This is a genomic window from Pseudoxanthomonas jiangsuensis, assembly GCF_010093185.1.
Lineage (GTDB): Bacteria > Pseudomonadota > Gammaproteobacteria > Xanthomonadales > Xanthomonadaceae > Pseudoxanthomonas > Pseudoxanthomonas jiangsuensis.
In genome coordinates this window covers 20,822-40,692 of record NZ_PDWL01000019.1, presented here as the reverse complement: position 1 = coordinate 40,692, position 19,871 = coordinate 20,822, and the positions used below count along the sequence as shown (strand labels likewise).

Genomic DNA, 19,871 nt, shown 5'->3' with positions numbered 1-19,871 from the left:
GCGCGGACGCGGCGTGGCGGCGCTCTGGCGTGTGGCCTGCCGCCAGGTGCGCTGCAACCTGGCGCGTCAGGCGCCGGCGGCTTCCAGCGCGCGCTGCGCCGGGCTGAACCAGTGCGCCGGCAGCATCTGCGCGTGTGCGTCCATGTCGTGGCCGGCCAGCAGCGCATCCAGGCCGTGGTCGTCGATGTCCGGGAAGGCTGCGCGTGCCAAGGCCGACACCTCGGCCGCCAGCTGGCGCATGCCGGCCACCCAGCGGTCGGTGCGGGCGACGTAGGCATCGTCATCCAGTTTGTCGGTCAGCGCGCCGTTCATTTCACGGCACCAGTCCACCTGGTACTGGTCGAAGGCGCGCGCCTGGTGCAGGTCCGGGGCGTGGTCGCGGGTGCCCCATTCGCGCATCAGCCGCTGCATGGCCAGGTTGAGCGCCCGTCCCTCGGCGAAGTAGGGCTTGAGCCGCGACAGGATCGCCAGGTCGGCCTGCCGGCCGCTGAAGAACAGCGGCGCCAGCAGCGCCCAGTAGAAGACGTAGTCCCACAGCACCTTGACCGGCATTACCTGCGGGTGGCCGAAGATCGGGTACTGGTCCTGGTAGAGGGTCAGCGTGTTCTCGTAGAAAGAGAAGTACAGCTGCTGGTAGAACTCGGCGTAGGGGCCGATCCGCTTGCCGGCGCGGTCCAGCTCCACCAGCTCGCACACGTAGGTGTTGCTGATGGCGATGAAGTCGCTGCCCGGCGAATAGAACGGGTCCAGGAACAGCCCGGCCTCGCCGGTCAACGCCCAGCGATGTTCGGAATAGACCTGCTTGCAGCCGTAGGAGAAGTGGCGCAGGAACAGGAAGTCCTGCAGCGTGTACTCCGGCCGTTCCAGCGCCTCGTGCACCCGTGGCTGGTGCTGGCGCAGCCACTCCATGGCCTTGGCGTGGGTGTTCATGGTCTCCAGCGGGTGCATCTTCGCGTCGCAGACGATGCCCAGCGAATGCGAGCCGGAGGCCAGCGGGATCAGCCAGAACCAGTAGCCCGGGCCGCACATGTGGTTGGTGGAGTCGACCCGCCGCGCCGGCGCGAAGCGCTCCCGCCACCACGCATCGTCCGACCACTGGTCCAGATCGGTCTGGGCGTCGATCCGCCACCACACCGCGTTGGCGTCGTGGTCGTTGGGCTGGGCCAGGTCGAGCTTGCGCTTGATCAGTCCGGCACGGCCGGAGGCATCGACCACGAAGCGCGCGGTGAGCGCGCGGCGCGTGCCATCGTGCTCGAACTCCACCCGGTGCGACGCATCGGATTCGGACAGGTCCAGCGTACGCACCACCGCCTGGTCGAGGAACTCCACGCCGGCCTCGCGCACCCGGTCGCCGAGGAAGTTCTCGAAGCGGCCGCGGTCCAGCTGCCAGGACGGCGTGGGCAGCAGGTGGCTGACGCCCATCTCGCTGCAGTCCTGCACCCGGTGCTGGCCGTCGGTGAAGAAATAGCGCAGCCCGTACTTGCGCACCTGGTCGGTCTCCAGGTGCTCGCGCAGGCCCAGCACGTCGGCGAAGTAATGCGCGCCGATCTCTACCGTGGACTCGCCGACCTTGTGCGCGGCCTCGCGCACCGGGTGCGCGCGCCGCTCGAGCACGGTCACGGCCAGGTCCGGGTTGCGCTGGCGCAGTTGCAAGGCCAGGGTCAGGCCGGCAAGCCCTCCCCCCAGGATCACCACGTCACTGTGCTGCAACGGTTCCGCTGCGGAACCCTGGCCTTCACCCTGCATCGTGCAGCCCTGCGTCGCTGGTGGGAGGCCTGCACTATGCCGGCCGCCCGGCAGGGCGGCAATCGCCCGCCGCGGCCGCGCATGAAGCCGGGTTCAGGCCGGCGCGGACCGGCCGCTGGCGCATAGCTCCAGCCGCTGCGGCGGGCGTGCCAGCCGCGCCAGCAGCCGCGACAGGGTGATCACGTCCTGGCGGTTGTGGGCCAGCACCCGCCGCAGCAGGCCGCTGCCGCCGCCGCGGATATAGCCCAGCCACGCGGCGGCGCCTCCGATCCCGGCAGGTCGTCCTCGCGCACGATCTGCAGCACGTGGCGTTCGATCGTGGCCAGGCGGCAGTTCTCGTACACGCCGCGGTAGCTGCGCCGGGTGGGGAACAGCAGGTCGACGTGGCGCAGGCCCGGCAGGGGGCTGCTGCGCCGGGCGAGGCGGTACCGGGTATTGAGCAGCGGGGCGTCGTAGCACTTGCCGTTGTAGCTGCACAGGATGCTGCGTGGCTGCAGCCAGCTGGCGAACACGTCGAGCATGGCGGCCTCGGCGCCCATGCTGGCCAGGGTCAGCTGGCGGATGCGCAGTTGCTGACCGTGCCAGTCCGCCGCGCCGATCATGAAGGCGCGGGTGCCGGTGCCGCCGGCCAGGCCGGTGGTCTCGGTATCGAAGAACAGCACGTCCTCGCAGACGATCGGCTCGCCGCGGTCGAAGGCGCCGTCCAGAAGCTCCGGCACGCCGGGCGCCGGCAGGAACTCCTCCACCAGGAACAGCCCCTTGGCGATCTCTGTGCCGGGCAGGCCGCGATCGCCGCCGAGGGGTGCGGCGAACGGGCGCGCCCGAACGCGCAGCAGCCGGCGCAGCTGGTCCAGGTCGGGCGCGCGGGATGCGGGCGAGGCGGGCGCAGGTGCGGGTGCCTGCGCAGGTCGCGCCGGCGAGGTGCCGCCGGCCTGGCGCTTGAGCTGCTGCAGCTTGGCCAGGGACAGGCTCATGCCGCCTCCAGGGCGCCAAGCACGCGCAGGGCCAGGGACTTCGGCGTGGCGTCCACGTCCTCCTGCGCCGCCAGCACTGGCCCGACGCAGGCGGGGCAGCCGGCCTTGCAGTCGCAGCCGGAGACCAGCTCGCGTGCCCGGGTGACCACCTCGCGCTGCCGCTTCCACAGCGGCTCGCTCTGGCCCATGCCGCCGGGGTAGTTGTCGTACAGGTACACCGTAGGCACGAAGCTGTCGTGGCGCTCCGGGTCGACCATGCTGCCGTCCAGTGCGCGCAGCTGGCCGCGGCCGCGCCCGTCGCCGCTGGCGAACCAGGCGCCGTCGCCGCTGCCCACCGCCTTCTGCAGGTCGGCCGACTCGGCCATCACCGCGACCTTGGCCACCACGTGCAGCGCATAGCCGGCGCCGAGGAAGCCGTCCAGCGCGTCCTGGCGGCAGGCGAAGCGCGCTTCCAGCTCCGCCTGCGGCAGCTGCCACCACAGCGCCGAGGTGTGCAGCTCCTGGTCGGGCAGGGTCACCGGCCCGTAGCCGATGTTCTCGTGGGTGTAGTAGCGGATCTTCTTGTAGCCGGACACGCGCCGGACCACGTGCACCTCGCCATGGTGGCAGGTGCCGGCGCCGGCGATCACCCCGTCGAAGCGTTCGAGCACCTTCAACTTCGTGTAGTCGATCGCGTCGGTGTAGTAGTCGACGTGGGTGCGGGTGACGTAGGCCTTGCGGCCCTCCCAGTCCAGGCGCTCGACCTGGTAGGGCACCGACTGCACCATGTGGATCGCGCCTTCGTAGAGCATCAGCGGCGCGGAGCTGAAGTCGACCTCGGCGATGATCACCTGGCGGCCGTCGGTGCGGTCGACGACCACGAAGTTGCCATCGGCCACCGAGCGCAGGCTCACCGCGTTGGCCGGGTAGCTGTCGGCGATCCACTCCCAGCGTCCGCCTTCCGGGTGGACCACCCCATCCTCGGCCAGCAGCTGCAGGTACACCTCCGGCACCACGCTGCCGAAACGCTCGCCCTGCAGGAACGGCAGCTCGAACGCGGCGCAGCGGATGTGGTCGAGCAGGATCACCGGCTGGTCCGGGGCGATGCGCGCATGTTCCGGCGGGGCCGCGGAGAAGAACTCCGGGTGGCGGACCATGTACTGGTCCAGCGGATCGGAGCTGGCGACCATCACCCCCAGCGAGGCCTGCTGGCGGCGTCCGGCACGGCCGAAGCGCTGCCAGGTCGCGGCCACCGAGCCGGGATAGCCGTTGAGCACCACCAGGTCCAGGCTGCCGATGTCCACGCCCAGCTCCAGCGCCGAGGTGGAGACGATGCAGTCGATGCGGCCGGCGCGCATGGCCTGCTCGGCCTCGCGCCGCTCGGTCGGCAGGTAGCCGCCGCGGTAGGCGCGCACCCGCGCCGACTTGCGCGGGTCGCTGTCGAACACGTCCTTGAGGTACTTGGTCAGCACCTCGACCATGGTCCGCGACTGGGCGAACACCAGGGTCTTGAGCCCGGCCTTGAGCGCGGCCCTGGCAATACGGTTGGACTGCGAGCGCGCCGAGGCGCGCAGGCCCAGGTCCGGATTGACCACCGGCGGGTTCCACAGCAGCACGTGGCGGTCGCCGGTGGGGGCGCCGGACTCGGTGATCGCCCGTACCTCGTCCTCCAGCAGCGCCTCGGCATGCTCCTTCGGGTTGCCGATGGTCGCCGAGCACAGGATGAACTGCGGGCTGGAGCCATAGAACGCGCACACGCGCCTGAGCCGGCGCAGCACGTTGGCCAGGTGCGAACCGAACACGCCGCGGTAGCTGTGGATCTCGTCGATCACCACGTACTGCAGGCCTTCGAAGAACTGCGCCCACTTGGTGTGGTGCGGCAGGATCCCCTGGTGGAGCATGTCCGGGTTGGAAACCACGATGTCGCCGTTGAGGCGGATCGCCTGGCGCTGGTCGCCGGGGGTGTCGCCGTCGAAGGTGGCGGGCTTGAGGCCCAGGTCGCCGGCCCGGTTGAGCTCCAGCAGCTCGGCCACCTGGTCCTGCGACAGGGCCTTGGTCGGGAACAGGTACAAAGCCTTGGCCTTGCGGGTCATGACCCCGCTGACCACCGGCAGGGCGTAGCACAGCGACTTGCCCGAGGCGGTGGGCGTGGCCAGCACCACATTGCCCCCGGCGGCCACCGCGTCCCAGGCCTGCGCCTGGTGTGCGTACAGCTGCTCCACGCCCCGCGCGCGCAGGGCGGCGGCCAGGCGTTCGGGCAGGCCTTCCGGCAGCGGTACGTAGCGACCCTCGCGTCCGGGCTGGACGAAGTGCCCGGTCACCCGCCCCTGGTACTTGCCGGCCAGGCGCACGGCAAAGCTGGCGCCGTCACCGGCGGGGACGGGCAGGGCAGGGGAGTCGAAGGCGGAAAGCGGGGCGAGTGCGGACATGATGGCTCCGTCGGGGCCACGGGGTTGTATCCGCGGCACGTCTCAGCCGGTGCGACGCGTCCGCGGCCTGCCTGTCTGCTTCAGGCTGGCCGCGGGCACACCGGGGCGGCACCATCCTGCGCTGACGAGGACGGAACCGGTCAACGCCCCCGCGGCACCTTGAGCACGGCATCCAGCGCCGGCTTGGGCTGGCGCTCGCGGTCGAACAGCAGCGGATAGTTGGTGCGGTCCGGGATCGGGTAGCCGTTCTTCCAGGACATGTCGTCGGCCACGCCCCACACCGCCACCCGCGCCAGCTTGTCGGCCTTGCGGTGGAACAGCGCGAACAGCTCGGCGTAGCGGTCGGCCAGCTGCCGCTGCACGTCCGCCGGCAGGCCGTCGCGGTACGGGTCGAGGAAGCGCTTGAACTCCGGCAGCTGGAACTGCGGGTGGGCCATCCCCTGGCCGATGATCTGGCCCTCCCGGGTCAGCGGCAGCACGTCCACGTCCAGCTCGGTGATCATCACCTTGACCCCGAGCGCGGCGTAGGCGTCGATCGCCGCCTCGATGTCGGCCAGGGCCGGGTAGTTCAGGCCCCAGTGGCCCTGGATGCCGATGCCGTCGATGCGGATGCCGTGGGCCTGCAGCATCTTCACCATGCGCACGATGCCGGCGACCTTCTCCGGGCGCCAGGCGTTGAAGTCGTTGTAGTAGAGCTCGGTATCCGGTGCGTACTTCGCCGCGTACGTGAACGCAAGCCGCATCAGTTCGTCGCCGTCGCCGATGCCGCGCACCCAGGTGGTATCGCGGTAGCGGCCGTCCTCGCCGATCTGCTCGTTGACCACGTCCCAGGCCTGGACCTTGCCGGCATAGCGGCCGGCCACGGTCTCGATGTATTGGCGCATGCGTTCGGCCAGCCGCTCGCTGGACAGGGCCTCGCCGGCCTCGTCCCGGAAGAACCAGTCCGGGGTCTGGTTGTGCCAGACCAGGGTGTGGCCGACGACGAACATGCCGTGCCTGCGCCCGAATTCGACGAAGGCGTCGGCCGCGGCGAAGTCCCATTCGCCGGGCCGCGGGTGCAGCACCTCGGCCTTCATGGCGTTTTCCAGGGTGATGGCGTTGAAGTGCCGCACCGCCAGCGCCTGCGAGCTGGCGTCCTCGCCGCTGACGATCGCGTCGTTGACCGCAGTGCCGAGCAGGAAATCGCCGGCATAGACCTGTTTGAGGGTGGCGGCCGGCGCATCGGCGGCGCGGGCCGGCATCGCGCCGGCGGCGAGCGCTAGGCCCAGGGCGAGGGCGGATGCCAGGCCGTGGATCGGGCCGAGTGCGGTGCGTGGGTGGGTCATGGTTCTGCTCCCTTTGTCTGGACCGCTTCGATCCGGATGCCGACCTTCGCCGCCTGCAGCGTTTCCGACTCCACCGTCAGCGTCGCGGTGCCGGACTGGCCCGGCACCCCGCGGACGATGGCCAGGGCCTTGCCGCTGAAGGCCTTGCGCTCGGGCGAGGGGAAGGCGGTCATGTCGGTGGCGTCGCCGTTGTCGGTGGCCACCAGCACCGCCGGGCCTTCGACCCGGAAGCGCAGCAGGTCGGTCGCGGTCGGCACCGGGCGGCCGGCCGCGTCGAGCACGCCCACGCTGACGAAGGCCAGGTCGCGGCCGTCGCCGGCGATGCGCGCGCGGTCCACCGTCGCTTCCAGCGCCGCCGCCGCGCCGGCGGTGTGCACCGTGTCGCTCGCCCATGGCTTGCCGTCGCGATAGGCCTGCACCCGCAGCTCGCCGGGGCGGTAGACCACCTCGTCCCAGCGCAGCCGGTACTGGTACGGTCCCTTCTTCCTCCGGCCCTGGGAGACGCCGTTGACGAACAGCTCGGCCTCGTCGCCGGAGGTGAACACGTGCACCGGGGTCACTTGGCCTTCGCGCCCGGGCCAGGTCCAGTGTGGCAGCAGGTGCGCCATCGGCAGGTCGGGGCGCCAGCGCGACTGGTACAGCCAGTAGCGGTCCTTGGGGAAACCGGCCAGGTCGATCATGCCGCTGTAGGAGCTGCGCGCGTCGTAGTACGGGGTCGGCTCGCCCAGGTAGTCGAAGCCGTTCCAGACGAACTCGCCGGCCACGTAGGGATGCCGGTCCAGGGTGGCGAACACCTTGTCGGCGCTGGAGCCGAAGTCCACCGCGTGCAGTTCGTAGGCGCTGACCTGGCGGATCGCCGAATCGCCGCCGCGGCCGTCGCGCACCGGCGCGCTCGCCTCCGGCGACACCGGGAACAGGTAGACGCCGCGGCTGCTGAAGGCCGAGGCGGTCTCACTGCCGAAGATCACCTTGTCCGGAAACGCGGCGCGGAAGGCCGGGTAAGAGGGCGGGGTGCGGATCCGCTCGGTGCCCTCGAACTCAGGCGCCTGGCGGATGCCCTCGCCCTGGTAGTTGAGGTTGATGACGTCGAACGCGGCCGGGAAGGGCATGTCCGCCTTGGCCCAGTTCATCGACGCGGTGGCCGGGCGGGTCGGGTCCTCCTCGCGCACGATCGCCACCAGCCTGCGGCCGATCTCCGCGCCGGCCTGCCCGTCGTACTGCTCACCGACCTCGTTGCCCACGCTCCACAGGATCACGGACGGGTGGTTGCGGTCGCGGCGCAGCATCGCCCGCAGGTCGGCCTCGTGCCAGTCGGGGAAGACCAGGTGGAAGTCGAGCGGGGTCTTCTTCTTCTCCCAGGAATCGAACACCTCGTCGATGACCAGCAGGCCCATGCGGTCGGTCAGTTCCAGCAGCTGCGGGTCGGGCGGGTTGTGCGCCAGGCGGATCGCATTGACGCCCATGCCGCGCAGGATCTCCAGCTGGCGCTCGGCGGCACGGACGTTGAAGGCCGCGCCCAGCGCGCCGAGGTCGTGGTGCTGGTTGACCCCGCGCAGCGGCACGTGGCGGCCGTTGACGACCACGCCTCGGTCCGGGTCCCAGCGCACCTCGCGGATACCGAAGCGGGCCTCGTAGCGGTCCAGCACCCGGCCGTCGCGGGAGACGGTGGTGACGGCGAGGTAGCGGTGCGGCCGCTGTTCCGGCGGCGGTCCCCACAGCCGCGGCTGGGCGATCCTCGCGCGGCCTTCGGCGCGGGCGCTGGATCCGGCGGGCACGTGCAGGGTCGCCGGCGCGATCCGGGCCACGGCCGCGCCCTCGCGGCGGCCGTCGGCGTCCAGCGCGAACAGTTCGCTGGCCACTTCGACCCGGGCCGCGCCGCGGCCGTCGTTGTCCACCTCGATCCGCAGCTGCACCGTCGCCGCCTCGGCCGACACCTCCGGCGTGGTGACGAAACTGCCCCACTGGGCCACGTGCACCGGATCGGCCACGGTCAGCCACACGTCGCGGTAGAGGCCGCCGCCGGGATACCAGCGCGCCGATTCGGGCGGGTTGTCCAGGCGGATCGCCAGGGTGTTGGCTTCGCCCGGGCGTGCGTAGGGCGTCAGGTCCAGCCGCCAGGAGTTGTAGCCGTAGGGCCAGCCGCCGACCAGGCGGCCGTTGAGCCAGACCGTGGCGTAGGACATCGCCCCGCCGACGTCGAGGAACAGCGAGCGTCCGGCGACGTCGGCCGGCAGTTCCAGCGTGCGCCGGTACCAGCCCACGCCCCAGCTGGGCAGGCGGCCCATGCCGCCGTAGGGGCCTTCGACCAGGAACGGGCCGGCGATGGCCCAGTCGTGGGGCAGGGTCACCGCGTCCCAGCCGCTGTCGTCGAACCCCGGCTGCAGGAAGGCCACGTCGCCGCCCGGCGGCTCGCCAGCGGGCCGGCGGTGGCGCCGCTCCGCCGGCAGCAGCGGATTGGCGCTGGGCAGGATCCAGGGCTTGAGCACCGGCCGGTCGGCTTCGACCTTCTCCGCCGCGTCCGGGCGGGCGTCGGCGACCTTGCCGTCGGCACTCTGTTCGATCTGCGGGCGCACGTCGTAATCGAGACGGCCGTCCACGCCCGGCGGATCGCCGCGGTGGAAGCGCCAGCCGCTGTCCAGGAGGATCCGCTCGCGCGGCGAGGCCAGAGCCAGCAACGGCGCCAGCAGCAGGCCGAACAGCAGCGCCCTGGCGATCACAGCCGGTAGGCCTCCTTCGGCAGCCGGTAGGCCAGGTCCACCGCGACCTCGGCCGCCTCGTCCTCCTCCAGCCGGTGCTCGGCCACCAGTTTGGCCAGCACCGCGCAGTCGATCCGGCGGGCCACGTCGTGGCGCGCGGGGATGGAGAGGAAGGCGCGGGTGTCGTCGTTGAAACCGACCGTGTTGTAGAAGCCGGCGGTGCTCAGGGTCTGCTCGCGGAAGCGCCACATGCCCTCGGGCGCGTCGTGGAACCACCAGGCCGGGCCCAGGAACAGGCAGGGATAGTGCCCGGCCATCGGCCCCAGCTCGCGCGAGTAGGTGCTCTCGTCCAGGGTGAACAGGATGAAGCGGAAGCCCGGTTCGTTGCCGAAGCGATCCAGCAGGGGCTTGAGCGCGTGCACGTACTCGGTGGCCAGCGGCAGGTCGGCGCCGACGTTGCGGCCGTGGCGGGCGAACAGCCGCGGGTTGTGGTTGCGGAAGCAGCCCGGATGCAGCTGCATCACCAGGCCGTCGTCCAGGCTCATCGCCGCCATCTCGGTCAGGACCTGGCCGCGGAACAGCGCCGCCTCCTGCGCGCTGAAGCCGCCGCGCAGGATCTTCGCGAACAGCTCCCGCTTCCGCGCATCGGACAGGTCTGCCGTCAGCGCCGACTCGTGGCCGTGGTCGGTGGAGGTGGCGCCCATCGAGGCGAAGAACGCGCGGCGGTTGCGGTGCGCGCGCAGGTAGCCGTCCCAGCTGTGCACGTCCTCGCCGGTGATCGCGCCGAAGCGCTCCAGCGCGCCGGCGAACGCCTCGTGCTCCGGATCGACCACCTCGTCCGGGCGGTAGGCGGTGACCACCCGGCCCTGCCAGCCGCTGTCACGGATGGCCTGGTGGTGGGCCAGCGGGTCGAGCGGGCCTTCGGTGGTGGCGATCAGCTCGATGTTGAAGCGCTCGAACAGCGCGCGCGGGCGGAAGGCGTCGGTGGCCAGCGCTTCGGTGATGGTGTCGTAGTAGAGGTCGGCGGTGGTCGCGTCCAGGCGCAGGCGCAGGCCGAACACCTCGTGGAAGACGTGGTTGAGCCACAGCGACGAGGGCGTGCCGCGGAACAGGTGGAAGTTTCGCGCGAACACCCGCCAGGCCGCGCGCGGATCCACGTCCGCGCGGCTGCCGTCGGCGTGGGGGATGCCCAGCGCGTCCAGGTCGATGCCCTGGCTGTAGAGCATCCGGAACACGTAGTGGACCGGCACCAGCAACAGCTCGGTGGCGTTGGCGAACGGCGCGTTGCCGGCGAACCAGGCCGGATCGGTATGCCCGTGCGGGCTGACGATCGGCAGCGCGGCGACCTCGGCGTACAGGCGGCGGGCGATCGCGCGCTGGGTCGGATCGGAGGAGAACAGGCGGTCTTCGTGCAGGTGCAGCGGGCGGCCGGGAGGGCTCATGGGGGGAGTTTCCGGTTTCGGGTTGCTTGGCGGACGGGAAGGGCGCGCGCTCAGCGGCGCACGCTTTCCTCCGGGCCGAGGGTGGTGGCGGGCAGCGGCCGGCGCACGACTTCGATGCGCTGGAACACCAGGCCCGGGTCGACCAGCCACAGCTTGAGGGTATTGGCGCCGGCGCGCACGCGGTGGCGCGAACTGGCGACATGGACGTTGTCGATCACGGCTGCTTCCCAGGCGCGGAAGTCGCGGTCGCCGGGGGTGGGATCCAGGCGCACGTTCACCTGCTGTGGCGCCTCGTCGCCGATCGACAGGCCGTAGCGCAGGCCGCCACGGTGGCCGATGTCCAGGGTCGGCGACACCACCACCCGCACCTCGACCTCGCCGTCCTCGTCCATCACCAGCGGGTATTCCAGCCGTGCGCCGTCGCCGCCCGGTACCTGCGGCCCGCCGGTGGCCGGCCAGGCGGTCACGGCCGACAGGGTGCGGCCCAGGTTCGGGATCACCTGCCACTGGCCGCCGGCCGGCGCGACCGCGAGGGCATGGTGCTCGGCCTCGATCGCGACCACGCCGTTGCCCTCGACGAAGCCGCGCGCGCCACGGTGCGCCGGCGGCTTGTGCACCGGCACGGTGACGCTGACCTCGGTCCAGTCCTTGCCGCGGATGTAGACCTGGCCCTCGTGCCGGCCCTCGGGCAGCGCGTTCCAGTCGATTTCCAGCCGCAGCGGCTGCGCGTCGGCGACTTCGCCGGAGGCCGGCGACACCTTCAGCCACGGGGTCCGGCTGCTGGCGGTGAAGGCGATCGGCGCGCGGCCGCGGTTGAACACCACCACCTCGCGGGTCGGCGCGGCGACCGGATCGAGCTCGGGCAGGCGCGGCGCGCGCAGCAGGGCCGGGTAGCCGGTCGGATCGCCTTCCACCGCCACTCCGGTCACACCCTTCTCCGGTGCGTCGACGCTGGCCAGCGCCGGCAGCACGTTGCGCTGCGGCGACTGCCAGTGGGTATAGCCGATGCGCGGCTGGGCCATCATGCTGGCCCACTTGCCGCCGGCGATGTCCTGCTCGTACACGCGCTGCAGCTCGGCGTCGCGGGCGAACAGCGCGCGCGCCTTGTCGGCCCAGGCGTTGGCCGAGGCCCGGCCCTGCGCCGCATACAGCCGGTTGCGGGCCACCGCCACGTGCAGGTGGTTGAGGTTGGCGCTGGCCAGCACCGGGTACTCGACCAGCTGGTACCACGCATCGCGCTGGCCGGCGGGGATCTTCGCCGCCAGGGCCTGGGTGCGCGCCACCAGCGCATCCCACTCGCCGAGCACGCGTTCGGCCTCGCGTTCGTGGACCAGGCTCCAGGTTTCGGCTGAGATCAGCTCCGGCTTGCGGCGCGCGTTGAGCCGGGTGTAGCCGGTGAGGATCTGGCCGATGGCTTCGGCATGGTCAGGACCGAACTGTTCGGCCGCCCAGGCCGCCGGATAGGCCTTGATCCATTCCAGGTCGGCCGCGTCCGGATCCCAGGCCTGGTCGAGGAAGGCGCTGATCGGCAGCTCCTGCGGCTTGATGTCGCCGACGTTGACGATCCACAGCCGCTCCACCCCGTGCGCCCAGGCCAGGCGCATCTGCTCCCAGGCGCGCTCGACCTGGGTGGTGTTGATCCACTTGTAGTTGCGCGGGCCGCCGACGTAGTCGAAGTGGTAGTACACGCCGTAGCCGCCGGGGCGCCTGTCGGCCGGGTCGGGCAGGCGGCGGATGTTGCCCCAGTTGTCATCGGCGAACAGCAGGGTCACGTCGTCGGGCACGCGCATGCCCTTGTCATAGTAGTCCTGCACTTCCTTGTACAGCGCCCACACCTGCGGAGTCTGCTCGACCGGCTTGCCGGTGACCTCGCCGATGATCCGCCGCTGGTCGGCGACGATCTGCTCCAGCAGCGCGGTGGCGGTCTCCTCGCTCATCGGCTCGTCGCCGTCGCCGCGCATGCCCAGGGTGACCACCGCCTCGCGTCCGTCCAGCCGCTGCATGCCGCCACGCCAGAACTCCTTCAGCACGTCGGCATTGCGCGCGTAGTCCCACGGGCCGGTGCCGTAGCGCGACCATTCGTCGTGCGCGCGCATCATCGGCTCGTGGTGGCTGGTGCCGATCACCACGCCCCAGGCGTCGGCGACCTCGGCGTTCTTCGGGTCATCGTCGTAGAAGGCGCGCGGCAGCCACATCGCCGGCCACAGGTAGTTGGCCTTGTGGCGCATGAGCAGCTGGAACACGCGCTCGTAGAAGCGATGGTTGGTACCACCGAAAGTGGCCTTGCTCCAGCCGCCCAGGGCCGGGTCCTCGTCGTTGATGAAGATGCCGCGGTAACGCACCTTCGGCGCGTCGATGAAGCGGCCGGGCGCGATGTGCAGGCGGCTGTGACGGGCAGGCGGCACGTCCGCCCACCAGGTCCATGGCGACACGCCGATGCGGCGCGACAGTTCGTACAGGCCGTAAGCGGTGCCGCGGCGGTCGGCACCGGCCACCACCAGCGCCCGCTCGATGCCCGGCTCGGGGCGCTCGACCACCTGGATCAGGTAGGCCTCCCAGGTGCCGGCCACGCCGCTGGTGTCGAGGTTCTTCTCGCGCACGATGCGGTCGATGCGCGCGCTGTGGCCCAGGGTGCCGGCGATGATCGCCAGCTTCGGCGATGCGTCGGCCGGCGCCGGGCGACCGGCCACCGCGGCCAGGTCGCCACGCAGCGCCTCGGCGGCAAGCCTGACCGCCTCGAAGTCGGCCTCCTCCACCAGCACCGGCAGCGGCGTGCCGCGTTCGATCAGGGGCAGGCTGCCACTGCTGCGCGTTTCGCAGACGGCGGCCGGGCTGCGGCAGGCCGGGCTGGCCAGCAGCGTTCCGGGCAGCATCAGCAGGGCGCCCAGCAACAGGGCATAGCGGGGTCGGGTGGTCATCTCACTCTCGCAATGGCGGCCATGCTGGCGGACGGAGCCGGGATGGCGTCGGGACGGCTCCGGCTCAGACGCCGGCGTCGGGTGGAAGCGGGAAGCGCGCCGGCTCCAGGCGCGGCGCCAGCAGATGCACGACCACCAGCGCGACCACGTAGGCCGTGCCGGCGATCAGGAAGATCGTGCTGTAGCTGCCGGTGGACTGCAGCTGCGAGCCGGTGAAGTACGACATCGCCATGCCGCCCACCGCGCCGGCGAAGCCGCCGATACCCACCACCGAGGCCACCGTCTGCCGCGGGAACATGTCCGAGGGCAGGGTCAGCACGTTCGCCGACCAGCCCTGGTGGCCGGCCATGGCCAGGCCGATCAGGCCCACCGCCAGCCACAGGTTGTCGACCTGGGTCACCAGCACCACCGGCGCCACGCACAGCGCGCACACCAGCATCGCGCCCTTGCGCGCGCGGTTCATGCTCCAGCCCATGCGCACGAAGCGCCCGGCCAGCCAGCCGCCGGCGATGCTGCCGACGTCGGCCATCAGGTAGACCACGATCATCGGCAGGCCGATCCTGGCCAGCGACAGGTCGTACTCGGAAGCCAGGAACTTGCCCAGCCAGAACAGGAACAGCCACCACACCGGGTCGGTGATGAACTTGGCGGCCACGAACGACCAGGCCTGGCGATGGCGCAGCAGCTGCAGCCACGGCACCTTCACCGCCGGCTCGGGCGGATCGCTGCGGATGTGGGCCAGCTCGGCCGGCGACAGCGCCGGCTGCTGTTCCGGCGGGCGGTAGCGGGCCAGCCACACCACCAGCCAGGCCGCGCTGAGCACGCCGGTGCACAGGAACGCCGCCTGCCAGCCCCAGGCCGCGGCCACGATCGGCACCATCAGCGGTGCCAGGATCGCGCCGATGTTGGAGCCGGCGTTGAAGATACCCACCGCCAGCGCGCGCTCGCGCCGCGGGAACCATTCGGCCACGGTCTTGATCGCGGCCGGGAAGTTGCCGGCCTCGCCCAGGCCCAGGGCGAAGCGGGCGACGATGAAGCCGATCACGCTGGCCGCCAGCGCATGGCCCATCGCCGCCAGCGACCAGATGCTGATCGCCAGGGCGTAGCCGATGCGGGTGCCGAAGCGGTCGATCACCGCGCCGGCGCAGAGCAGGCCGATCGCGTACGCGGCCTGGAAGGCCATGACGATGTAGCCGTAATCGATCTCGGTCCAGCCGATCTCGTCCTGCAGGAACGGCGCCAGCACGCCCAGCACCTGGCGGTCGACGTAGTTGATCGTGGTCGCGGCCAGCAGCAGGGCGCAGACCCGCCAGCGGTAGCGGCCGGCTGGCGCGGTCGCCGGAACCGCGCTCACCGGCGTCCTCCTCGGGCCACGGACGTGCTGCGCCGCAGCGCGGATTCGGGGTTGATGCAATGCAGCATGTCGGTGCTCCTCCCAGCGCCGGCGGGCCGTTTTCTGATATCGCTATCATTATCACAGCTGAAATCATGCGGCCAGCCGGCCAAGATGCGGATGGCCCCGATGGCAGCGCTGTCACTGCCGATTGGGCCAATAGTCCTGAAAAAAAGCATTTTTTACGATGCAGTGCAGCATGACCAATGGCCCATCACTCACGTCTTGCATGCCCATTCTTGAGAGCGCTACCATCCCGGCGCCCGCCAGGTAATGCCGGGTACTCAGAAAACGCATAGACCCTCGAACGGTCGTCAACCACATCCACAACACGTCCGCGGCGCCATTCCGAATGCCGCGGACCCATCGCCTGAAACGGGAGGGGAGTACGGTGAACAAGAAGCTTTGCAAGACCGAACTGTCGCGCGCACTCGGTGCGCTCTGCCTGGCGCTGGCCGCCGGGGGCGCGATCGCGCAGGAACAGACCACCGCTCCGGCGGCGCCGGCCGGCGACCAGGCCACCGAGCTCGACACGGTGACCGTCCGCGGTTTCCGCCAGAGCCTGCAGTACTCCACCGAGGCCAAGCGCGATTCCACCGGCTTCACCGATTCGATCTTCGCCGAGGACATCGGCAAGTTCCCGGACACCAACATCGCCGAGTCGCTGGCCCGCATCCCCGGCATCCAGCTCAACCGCGACGTCAACGGCGAAGGCCTGAACATCGCCATCCGCGGCCTGCCCAACAGCTTCACCAAGACCCTGATCAACGGCGGCTCGGTCGCCACGGCCTCGATCGGCCTGGATGCGACCAACCAGAACCGCGAAGTCGACCTGAACCTGTTCCCGACCGAGTTCTTCAACCAGGTGACGGTGTACAAGTCGCCGACCGCCAGCCTGCCCGAAGGCGGCGCCTCGGGCGTGGTCAACATGCGCAACATGCGTCCGTTCGACATCGCCGGCAACCACGTCACCTACTCGCTGCAGGCCGACTACAACGACGTCAGCGACAAGACCAGCCCGCGCGGCTCGGTGATCGCCAACTGGACCAACGACGAGGGCACCTTCGGCGCGCTGGTCGGCCTCACCTCCAGCCGCGGCAAGATCGGCGTGGAAGGCTACGAGACCATCGGCTGGACCAACCCCAACCTGACCAACGCCCAGTGCGGCAACGGCGGCGCGGCCGGCGGTTTCCCGGCCCTGGGCCAGCCCTGCAACGTGACCGGCGGCAACGGCTGGCGCATCCCCGACGTGGTCCCGAACAACGCCTCCACGATCGCCGCCGGCCTGACCCCGGGCCAGGCGATCGACGCCGCGTGGCTGGAGGCCCACAACCCGGGCCTGAGCACCGAGCAGATCGGCGAGGCGCTGATGCCGCGCCTGGGCCGCCCGGTGCACATGTCCGGCGACCGCGACCGCGACGGCTTCCTCGGTTCGTTCGAGTGGCGGCCCAGCGACAGCATGCACTTCTGGGTCGACACCCTGTACACCAAGGCCCGCCGCACTAACAGCCGCGTCGACATGAACCTGGTCGGCCGCAACGGCGGCATGATCCCGCTCGACATGCAGCTGGACGAGAACAACGTCGTCACCAGCGCCACCTTCAGCAACGCGCAGTTCTTCCTCGAGCACCGCGAGTACATCGAGGACGTGCAGTACTGGCAGGTGACCCCGGGCGCGACCTTCTGGTTCGGCGCCGACCAGAACGTCAAGCTGGACGTGCAGGCCAACACCAGCCGCAGCTGGATGTTCCGCGAGTCGCCGACGATCCTGGTCAACTCGCCGTTCACCACCCTGGACTACACCAACGGTGGCGACATCCCGACCTGGAACACCGCCCTCGACCTGAACGATCCGAACCTGGGCTGGACCTGGGCCGGCGGCCGCGTCAACGTCCAGAACGAGAAGCGCGTGACCGAGACCAGCGGCTTCCGCGCCGACCTGCAGCTGGGCGAGGACCGCCGCAACCTCAAGTTCGGCGTGGCCTGGGACAAGAACGAGCGCCGCATCCAGGGCTTCGACAACAGCGGCGCCTGGGAAAACCTGGTCTGCCGCGGCCTGAACCCGGACGGCAGCGTGCCCGACCCGCGCCCGGCCTGCGCCGGCGGCCCGCTGGCGGCGGTGCCGAACTCGGCCCTGGCAGGCTACCTGCGCCCCGGTCCGTACGGCTTCATCGTCGTCGACGCCGACCGCTTCAAGAACGACACCAACTACGCCTTCTACCGCGACAACGCCCCGGAATCCGGCGGTCCCAACACCGGCGGTTCGACCGGCGGCTTCGACGAGGAGACCTTCGCCGCGTACATGGAGGTCAACGGCGAGTCGGAGATCTGGAACCGCAACCTGCGCTTCAACTTCGGCGTGCGCTACGTGGAGACCGACCAGAACGTCGCCGGCCCGGTCACCATCGGCGGCGTCCGCCAGTGGCAGTCCCTGAAGGGCGACTACAGCGAGTGGCTGCCGTCGTTCAGCGCGGCGTGGGACGTGGCCGACAACGTCGTCCTGCGCATGTCCGGTTCGCGCACCATGACCCGCCCGAACCCGAGCTCGATGCTCCCGGCCACCACCTTCACCGACCAGTCGGCGCAGGTGGCCAACCAGGGCAACCCGGACCTGACCCCGTACATCTCGACCAACTTCGACCTGGGCGGCGAGTGGTATACCGGGGGCGAGGGCTTCGTCGGCCTGACCCTGTTCAACAAGCGCGTGGAGGGCTACACCTTCCAGGGCGTGACCACCCGTCCGTTCCTGAGCCTGGGCATCCCGTTCGAGGACCTGACCGACACCCAGCAGGTGGCGCTCAACAACCGCGGCGGCCCGAACGTGGCCACCGTGAACGTGAACCAGCAGGTCAACGCCGACGCCGAGCTCGAGATCCGCGGCTGGGAAGCGATCTGGGTGCAGCCGCTGAGCTTCGTGCTGGAAGGCCTGGGCTTCATGGCCAACTACACCGACCTGGACATCAAGACCCTGGGCAAGGACGCGCAGGCGCTGTCGGGCAACGTGTACGGCGTGGCCCCGTCGCTGTGGAACGCCACCACCTACTGGGAGAACGAGGTCGCCTCGGTGCGCCTGTCCTACACCTGGACCGAGGGCGCCACCGGCACCGGCCCGAACCAGCAGGGCATCCCGTTCGCGCAGATCTACGGCGAGGACCGCGGCCAGCTCGACCTGTCGGCCAGCTACACCCTGAAGAACATCAGGTCGCAGCCGCAGCTGACCTTCAACGTGCTCAACATCACCGGCGAGGAGCGTCGTTCCTACTTCGCCTACCCGAACGCGGTCAACGACATGTACGATCCGGGCACCACCTTCACGGTCGGTATCCGCGGCACGTTCTGATCGCCGAGGCGTGTCGATCCGATAGTGGAAAACCCGCGGCCCGTCCGGCATCCATCGCCGGGCGGGCCGCGGTCCGTGTACGGCCCCGCCGGGGCCGCGCGCCAAGCACATCCAGGCGGGGTCCCATGAGCAGCACGAGCAGCACGAGCAGCAGCAGCGAAATCCTCAGCGTCCGCGAAAAGGTCGGCTACAGCCTGGGCGACCTGGCCGCCAACCTGATCTTCCAGACCCTGGTCACCTTCCTGGCGTTCTTCTACACCGACGTCTACCGCCTGCCGGCGGCGACGGCGGCCAAGATCATCTTCGTGGTCGGCCTGCTCGGCGCGTTCGTGTTCACCCCGACGATCGCCCTGCTCGCCGACCGTACCCGCACCCGCTGGGGCAAGTTCCGGCCCTGGATCCTGTGGACGGCGGTGCCGTTCGGGGTGCTGGCCCTGCTGGCGTTCAGCACGCCCGATCTGGGCGAGCGCGGCAAGGTCTTCTATGCGGCCACCACCTACACCCTGCTGGTGCTGGTGTACGCGGCCAACAACCTGCCGTACTCGGCCCTCAGCGGCGTGCTCACCGGCAGCATGGCCCAGCGCAACAGCCTGTCGTCCTACCGCTTCGTGGCGGTGATGGTGGCCCAGTTCATCATCCAGGGCCTGCTGCTGCCGCTGGTGCTGATCCTCGGCGACGGCGACAAGGTGCGCGGCTTCCACAACACGATGATGCTGTTCGCCATCGTCGGCACCGTGTTCTTCCTGATCACATTCTTCACCACCCGCGAGCGGGTGGTGCCGGCGCCGGAACAGAAGTCGTCGATCCGCCAGGACCTGGCCGACCTGGCCGGCAACCGGCCATGGCTGGTGATGCTGGCCCTGACCATCCTGGTGTTTACCACCCTGGCGCTGAAGGGTGGCATGTACGTCTACTACTTCCAGTACTACCTCAGCGAGCCGGCGCTGGCCGCGTTCCTGGAGCGGATCGGCTTCAACGGCTTCATCGCCGGGCTGAACGCCGCGCTCACCGGCATGGGCCTGACCGAGTTCCGCTGGCCGGACGATGCGCCGACCTCGGCCTTCGGCCTGTTCAACGCCGGCGGCATCATCTTCATGATCGTCGGCATCGGCTTCTCCAAGCGCCTGGCCGACCGCTTCGGCAAGCGCGATGTGTTCGGCGCGGCGCTGTTCGTGTCCACCCTGTTCATGCTGGCCTTTTACCTGTTCCCGCCGGACGCGATCGGGATCGTGTTCCTGTCGCAGATCCTGCACGGCTTCTTCTACGGCATCACCATCCCGCTGCTGTGGGCGATGGTGGCCGACGTGGCCGACTACTCGGAGTGGAAGAACAACCGCCGCGCCACCGCGATCATCTTCTCGGCGATCCTGTGCGGGCTGAAGGTCGGCCTGAGCGTGGGCGGCGCCCTGGTCGCCGGCATCCTCGCCCACTACGGCTACGTCGCCGGGCAGGCGCTGCAGACCCCTGACACCGTGGCCGGCATCCGCCTGGCGATCAGCCTGTACTGCTCGCTGCCGTTCCTGCTGTGCGTGGCGCTGCTGTTCTTCTACCGCATCGACAAGGGCCAGGAATCGCGGATCGAGCGCGAACTGGCCGCGCGCCGCGCCGGCCAGTCGGCCTGACCCCAGA

9 protein-coding genes and 1 pseudogene are annotated in these 19,871 nt (G+C 70.3%); 2 read left to right on the top strand and 8 right to left on the bottom strand.

Annotated features, from left to right (window positions below; all coding sequences use genetic code 11):
* Positions 1 to 66 precede the first annotated feature (66 nt).
* The 8 genes and pseudogenes from CSC62_RS12285 to CSC62_RS12250 form a co-directional block, all read right to left on the bottom strand.
* Positions 67 to 1,746 carry an NAD(P)/FAD-dependent oxidoreductase gene (locus CSC62_RS12285; RefSeq protein WP_162406796.1) on the bottom strand — a complete coding sequence of 560 codons (1,680 nt, stop codon included), beginning with the start codon at positions 1,744 to 1,746 and terminating at the stop codon, positions 67 to 69.
* A gap of 93 nt (positions 1,747 to 1,839) precedes the next feature.
* Positions 1,840 to 2,651, bottom strand: a pseudogene (locus CSC62_RS12280) (ribonuclease H-like domain-containing protein); the annotation flags it as partial.
* Positions 2,652 to 2,716: 65 nt separating this feature from the next.
* A complete protein-coding gene (locus CSC62_RS12275) occupies positions 2,717 to 5,128 on the bottom strand; it encodes a DEAD/DEAH box helicase (RefSeq protein WP_162406794.1) in 2,412 nt (803 codons plus the stop codon).
* A 140-nt stretch (positions 5,129 to 5,268) separates the two neighbouring features.
* A complete protein-coding gene (locus CSC62_RS12270; RefSeq protein ID WP_425502026.1) occupies positions 5,269 to 6,369 on the bottom strand; it encodes an endo-1,4-beta-xylanase in 1,101 nt (366 codons plus the stop codon).
* A gap of 80 nt (positions 6,370 to 6,449) precedes the next feature.
* A complete protein-coding gene (galB, locus tag CSC62_RS12265; protein WP_162406790.1) occupies positions 6,450 to 9,170 on the bottom strand; it encodes a beta-galactosidase GalB in 2,721 nt (906 codons plus the stop codon).
* Positions 9,167 to 10,591 (bottom strand): glucuronate isomerase, encoded by a 1,425-nt coding sequence (gene uxaC, locus CSC62_RS12260; RefSeq protein ID WP_162406779.1) that lies wholly within the window; start codon positions 10,589 to 10,591, stop codon positions 9,167 to 9,169. Before uxaC ends, galB begins: the two co-directional genes overlap by 4 nt.
* Before the next feature lie 50 nt (positions 10,592 to 10,641).
* Complete coding sequence (locus CSC62_RS12255; RefSeq protein WP_162406777.1) at positions 10,642 to 13,509, bottom strand: glycosyl hydrolase 115 family protein; 2,868 nt, start codon at positions 13,507 to 13,509, stop codon at positions 10,642 to 10,644.
* A 64-nt stretch (positions 13,510 to 13,573) separates the two neighbouring features.
* Positions 13,574 to 14,863, bottom strand: a complete 1,290-nt coding sequence (locus tag CSC62_RS12250) for an MFS transporter (RefSeq protein ID WP_162406775.1) — start codon at positions 14,861 to 14,863, stop codon at positions 13,574 to 13,576.
* A 430-nt stretch (positions 14,864 to 15,293) separates the two neighbouring features.
* On the opposite strand from CSC62_RS12250, the gene CSC62_RS12245 reads away from it, so the two are divergent.
* Positions 15,294 to 18,242, top strand: coding sequence for a TonB-dependent receptor (locus CSC62_RS12245; RefSeq protein ID WP_246194401.1), 2,949 nt, complete (start codon positions 15,294 to 15,296; stop codon positions 18,240 to 18,242).
* 125 nt (positions 18,243 to 18,367) lie between these two features.
* Positions 18,368 to 19,864 (top strand): MFS transporter, encoded by a 1,497-nt coding sequence (locus CSC62_RS12240; protein WP_162406771.1) that lies wholly within the window; start codon positions 18,368 to 18,370, stop codon positions 19,862 to 19,864.
* Positions 19,865 to 19,871 lie beyond the last annotated feature (7 nt).

What these genes read in the sequence shown, in the direction of transcription:
- CSC62_RS12255 (WP_162406777.1), bottom strand. Translation starts at nt 13,509, where the DNA reads ATGACCACCCGACCCCGCTATGCCCTGTTGCTGGGCGCCCTGCTGATG.
- CSC62_RS12275 (WP_162406794.1), bottom strand. Translation starts at nt 5,128, where the DNA reads ATGTCCGCACTCGCCCCGCTTTCCGCCTTCGACTCCCCTGCCCTGCCC.
- CSC62_RS12240 (WP_162406771.1), top strand. Translation starts at nt 18,368, where the DNA reads ATGAGCAGCACGAGCAGCACGAGCAGCAGCAGCGAAATCCTCAGCGTC.
- uxaC (WP_162406779.1), bottom strand. Translation starts at nt 10,591, where the DNA reads ATGAGCCCTCCCGGCCGCCCGCTGCACCTGCACGAAGACCGCCTGTTC.
- CSC62_RS12270 (WP_425502026.1), bottom strand. Translation starts at nt 6,369, where the DNA reads ATGCCGGCCCGCGCCGCCGATGCGCCGGCCGCCACCCTCAAACAGGTC.
- CSC62_RS12285 (WP_162406796.1), bottom strand. Translation starts at nt 1,746, where the DNA reads ATGCAGGGTGAAGGCCAGGGTTCCGCAGCGGAACCGTTGCAGCACAGT.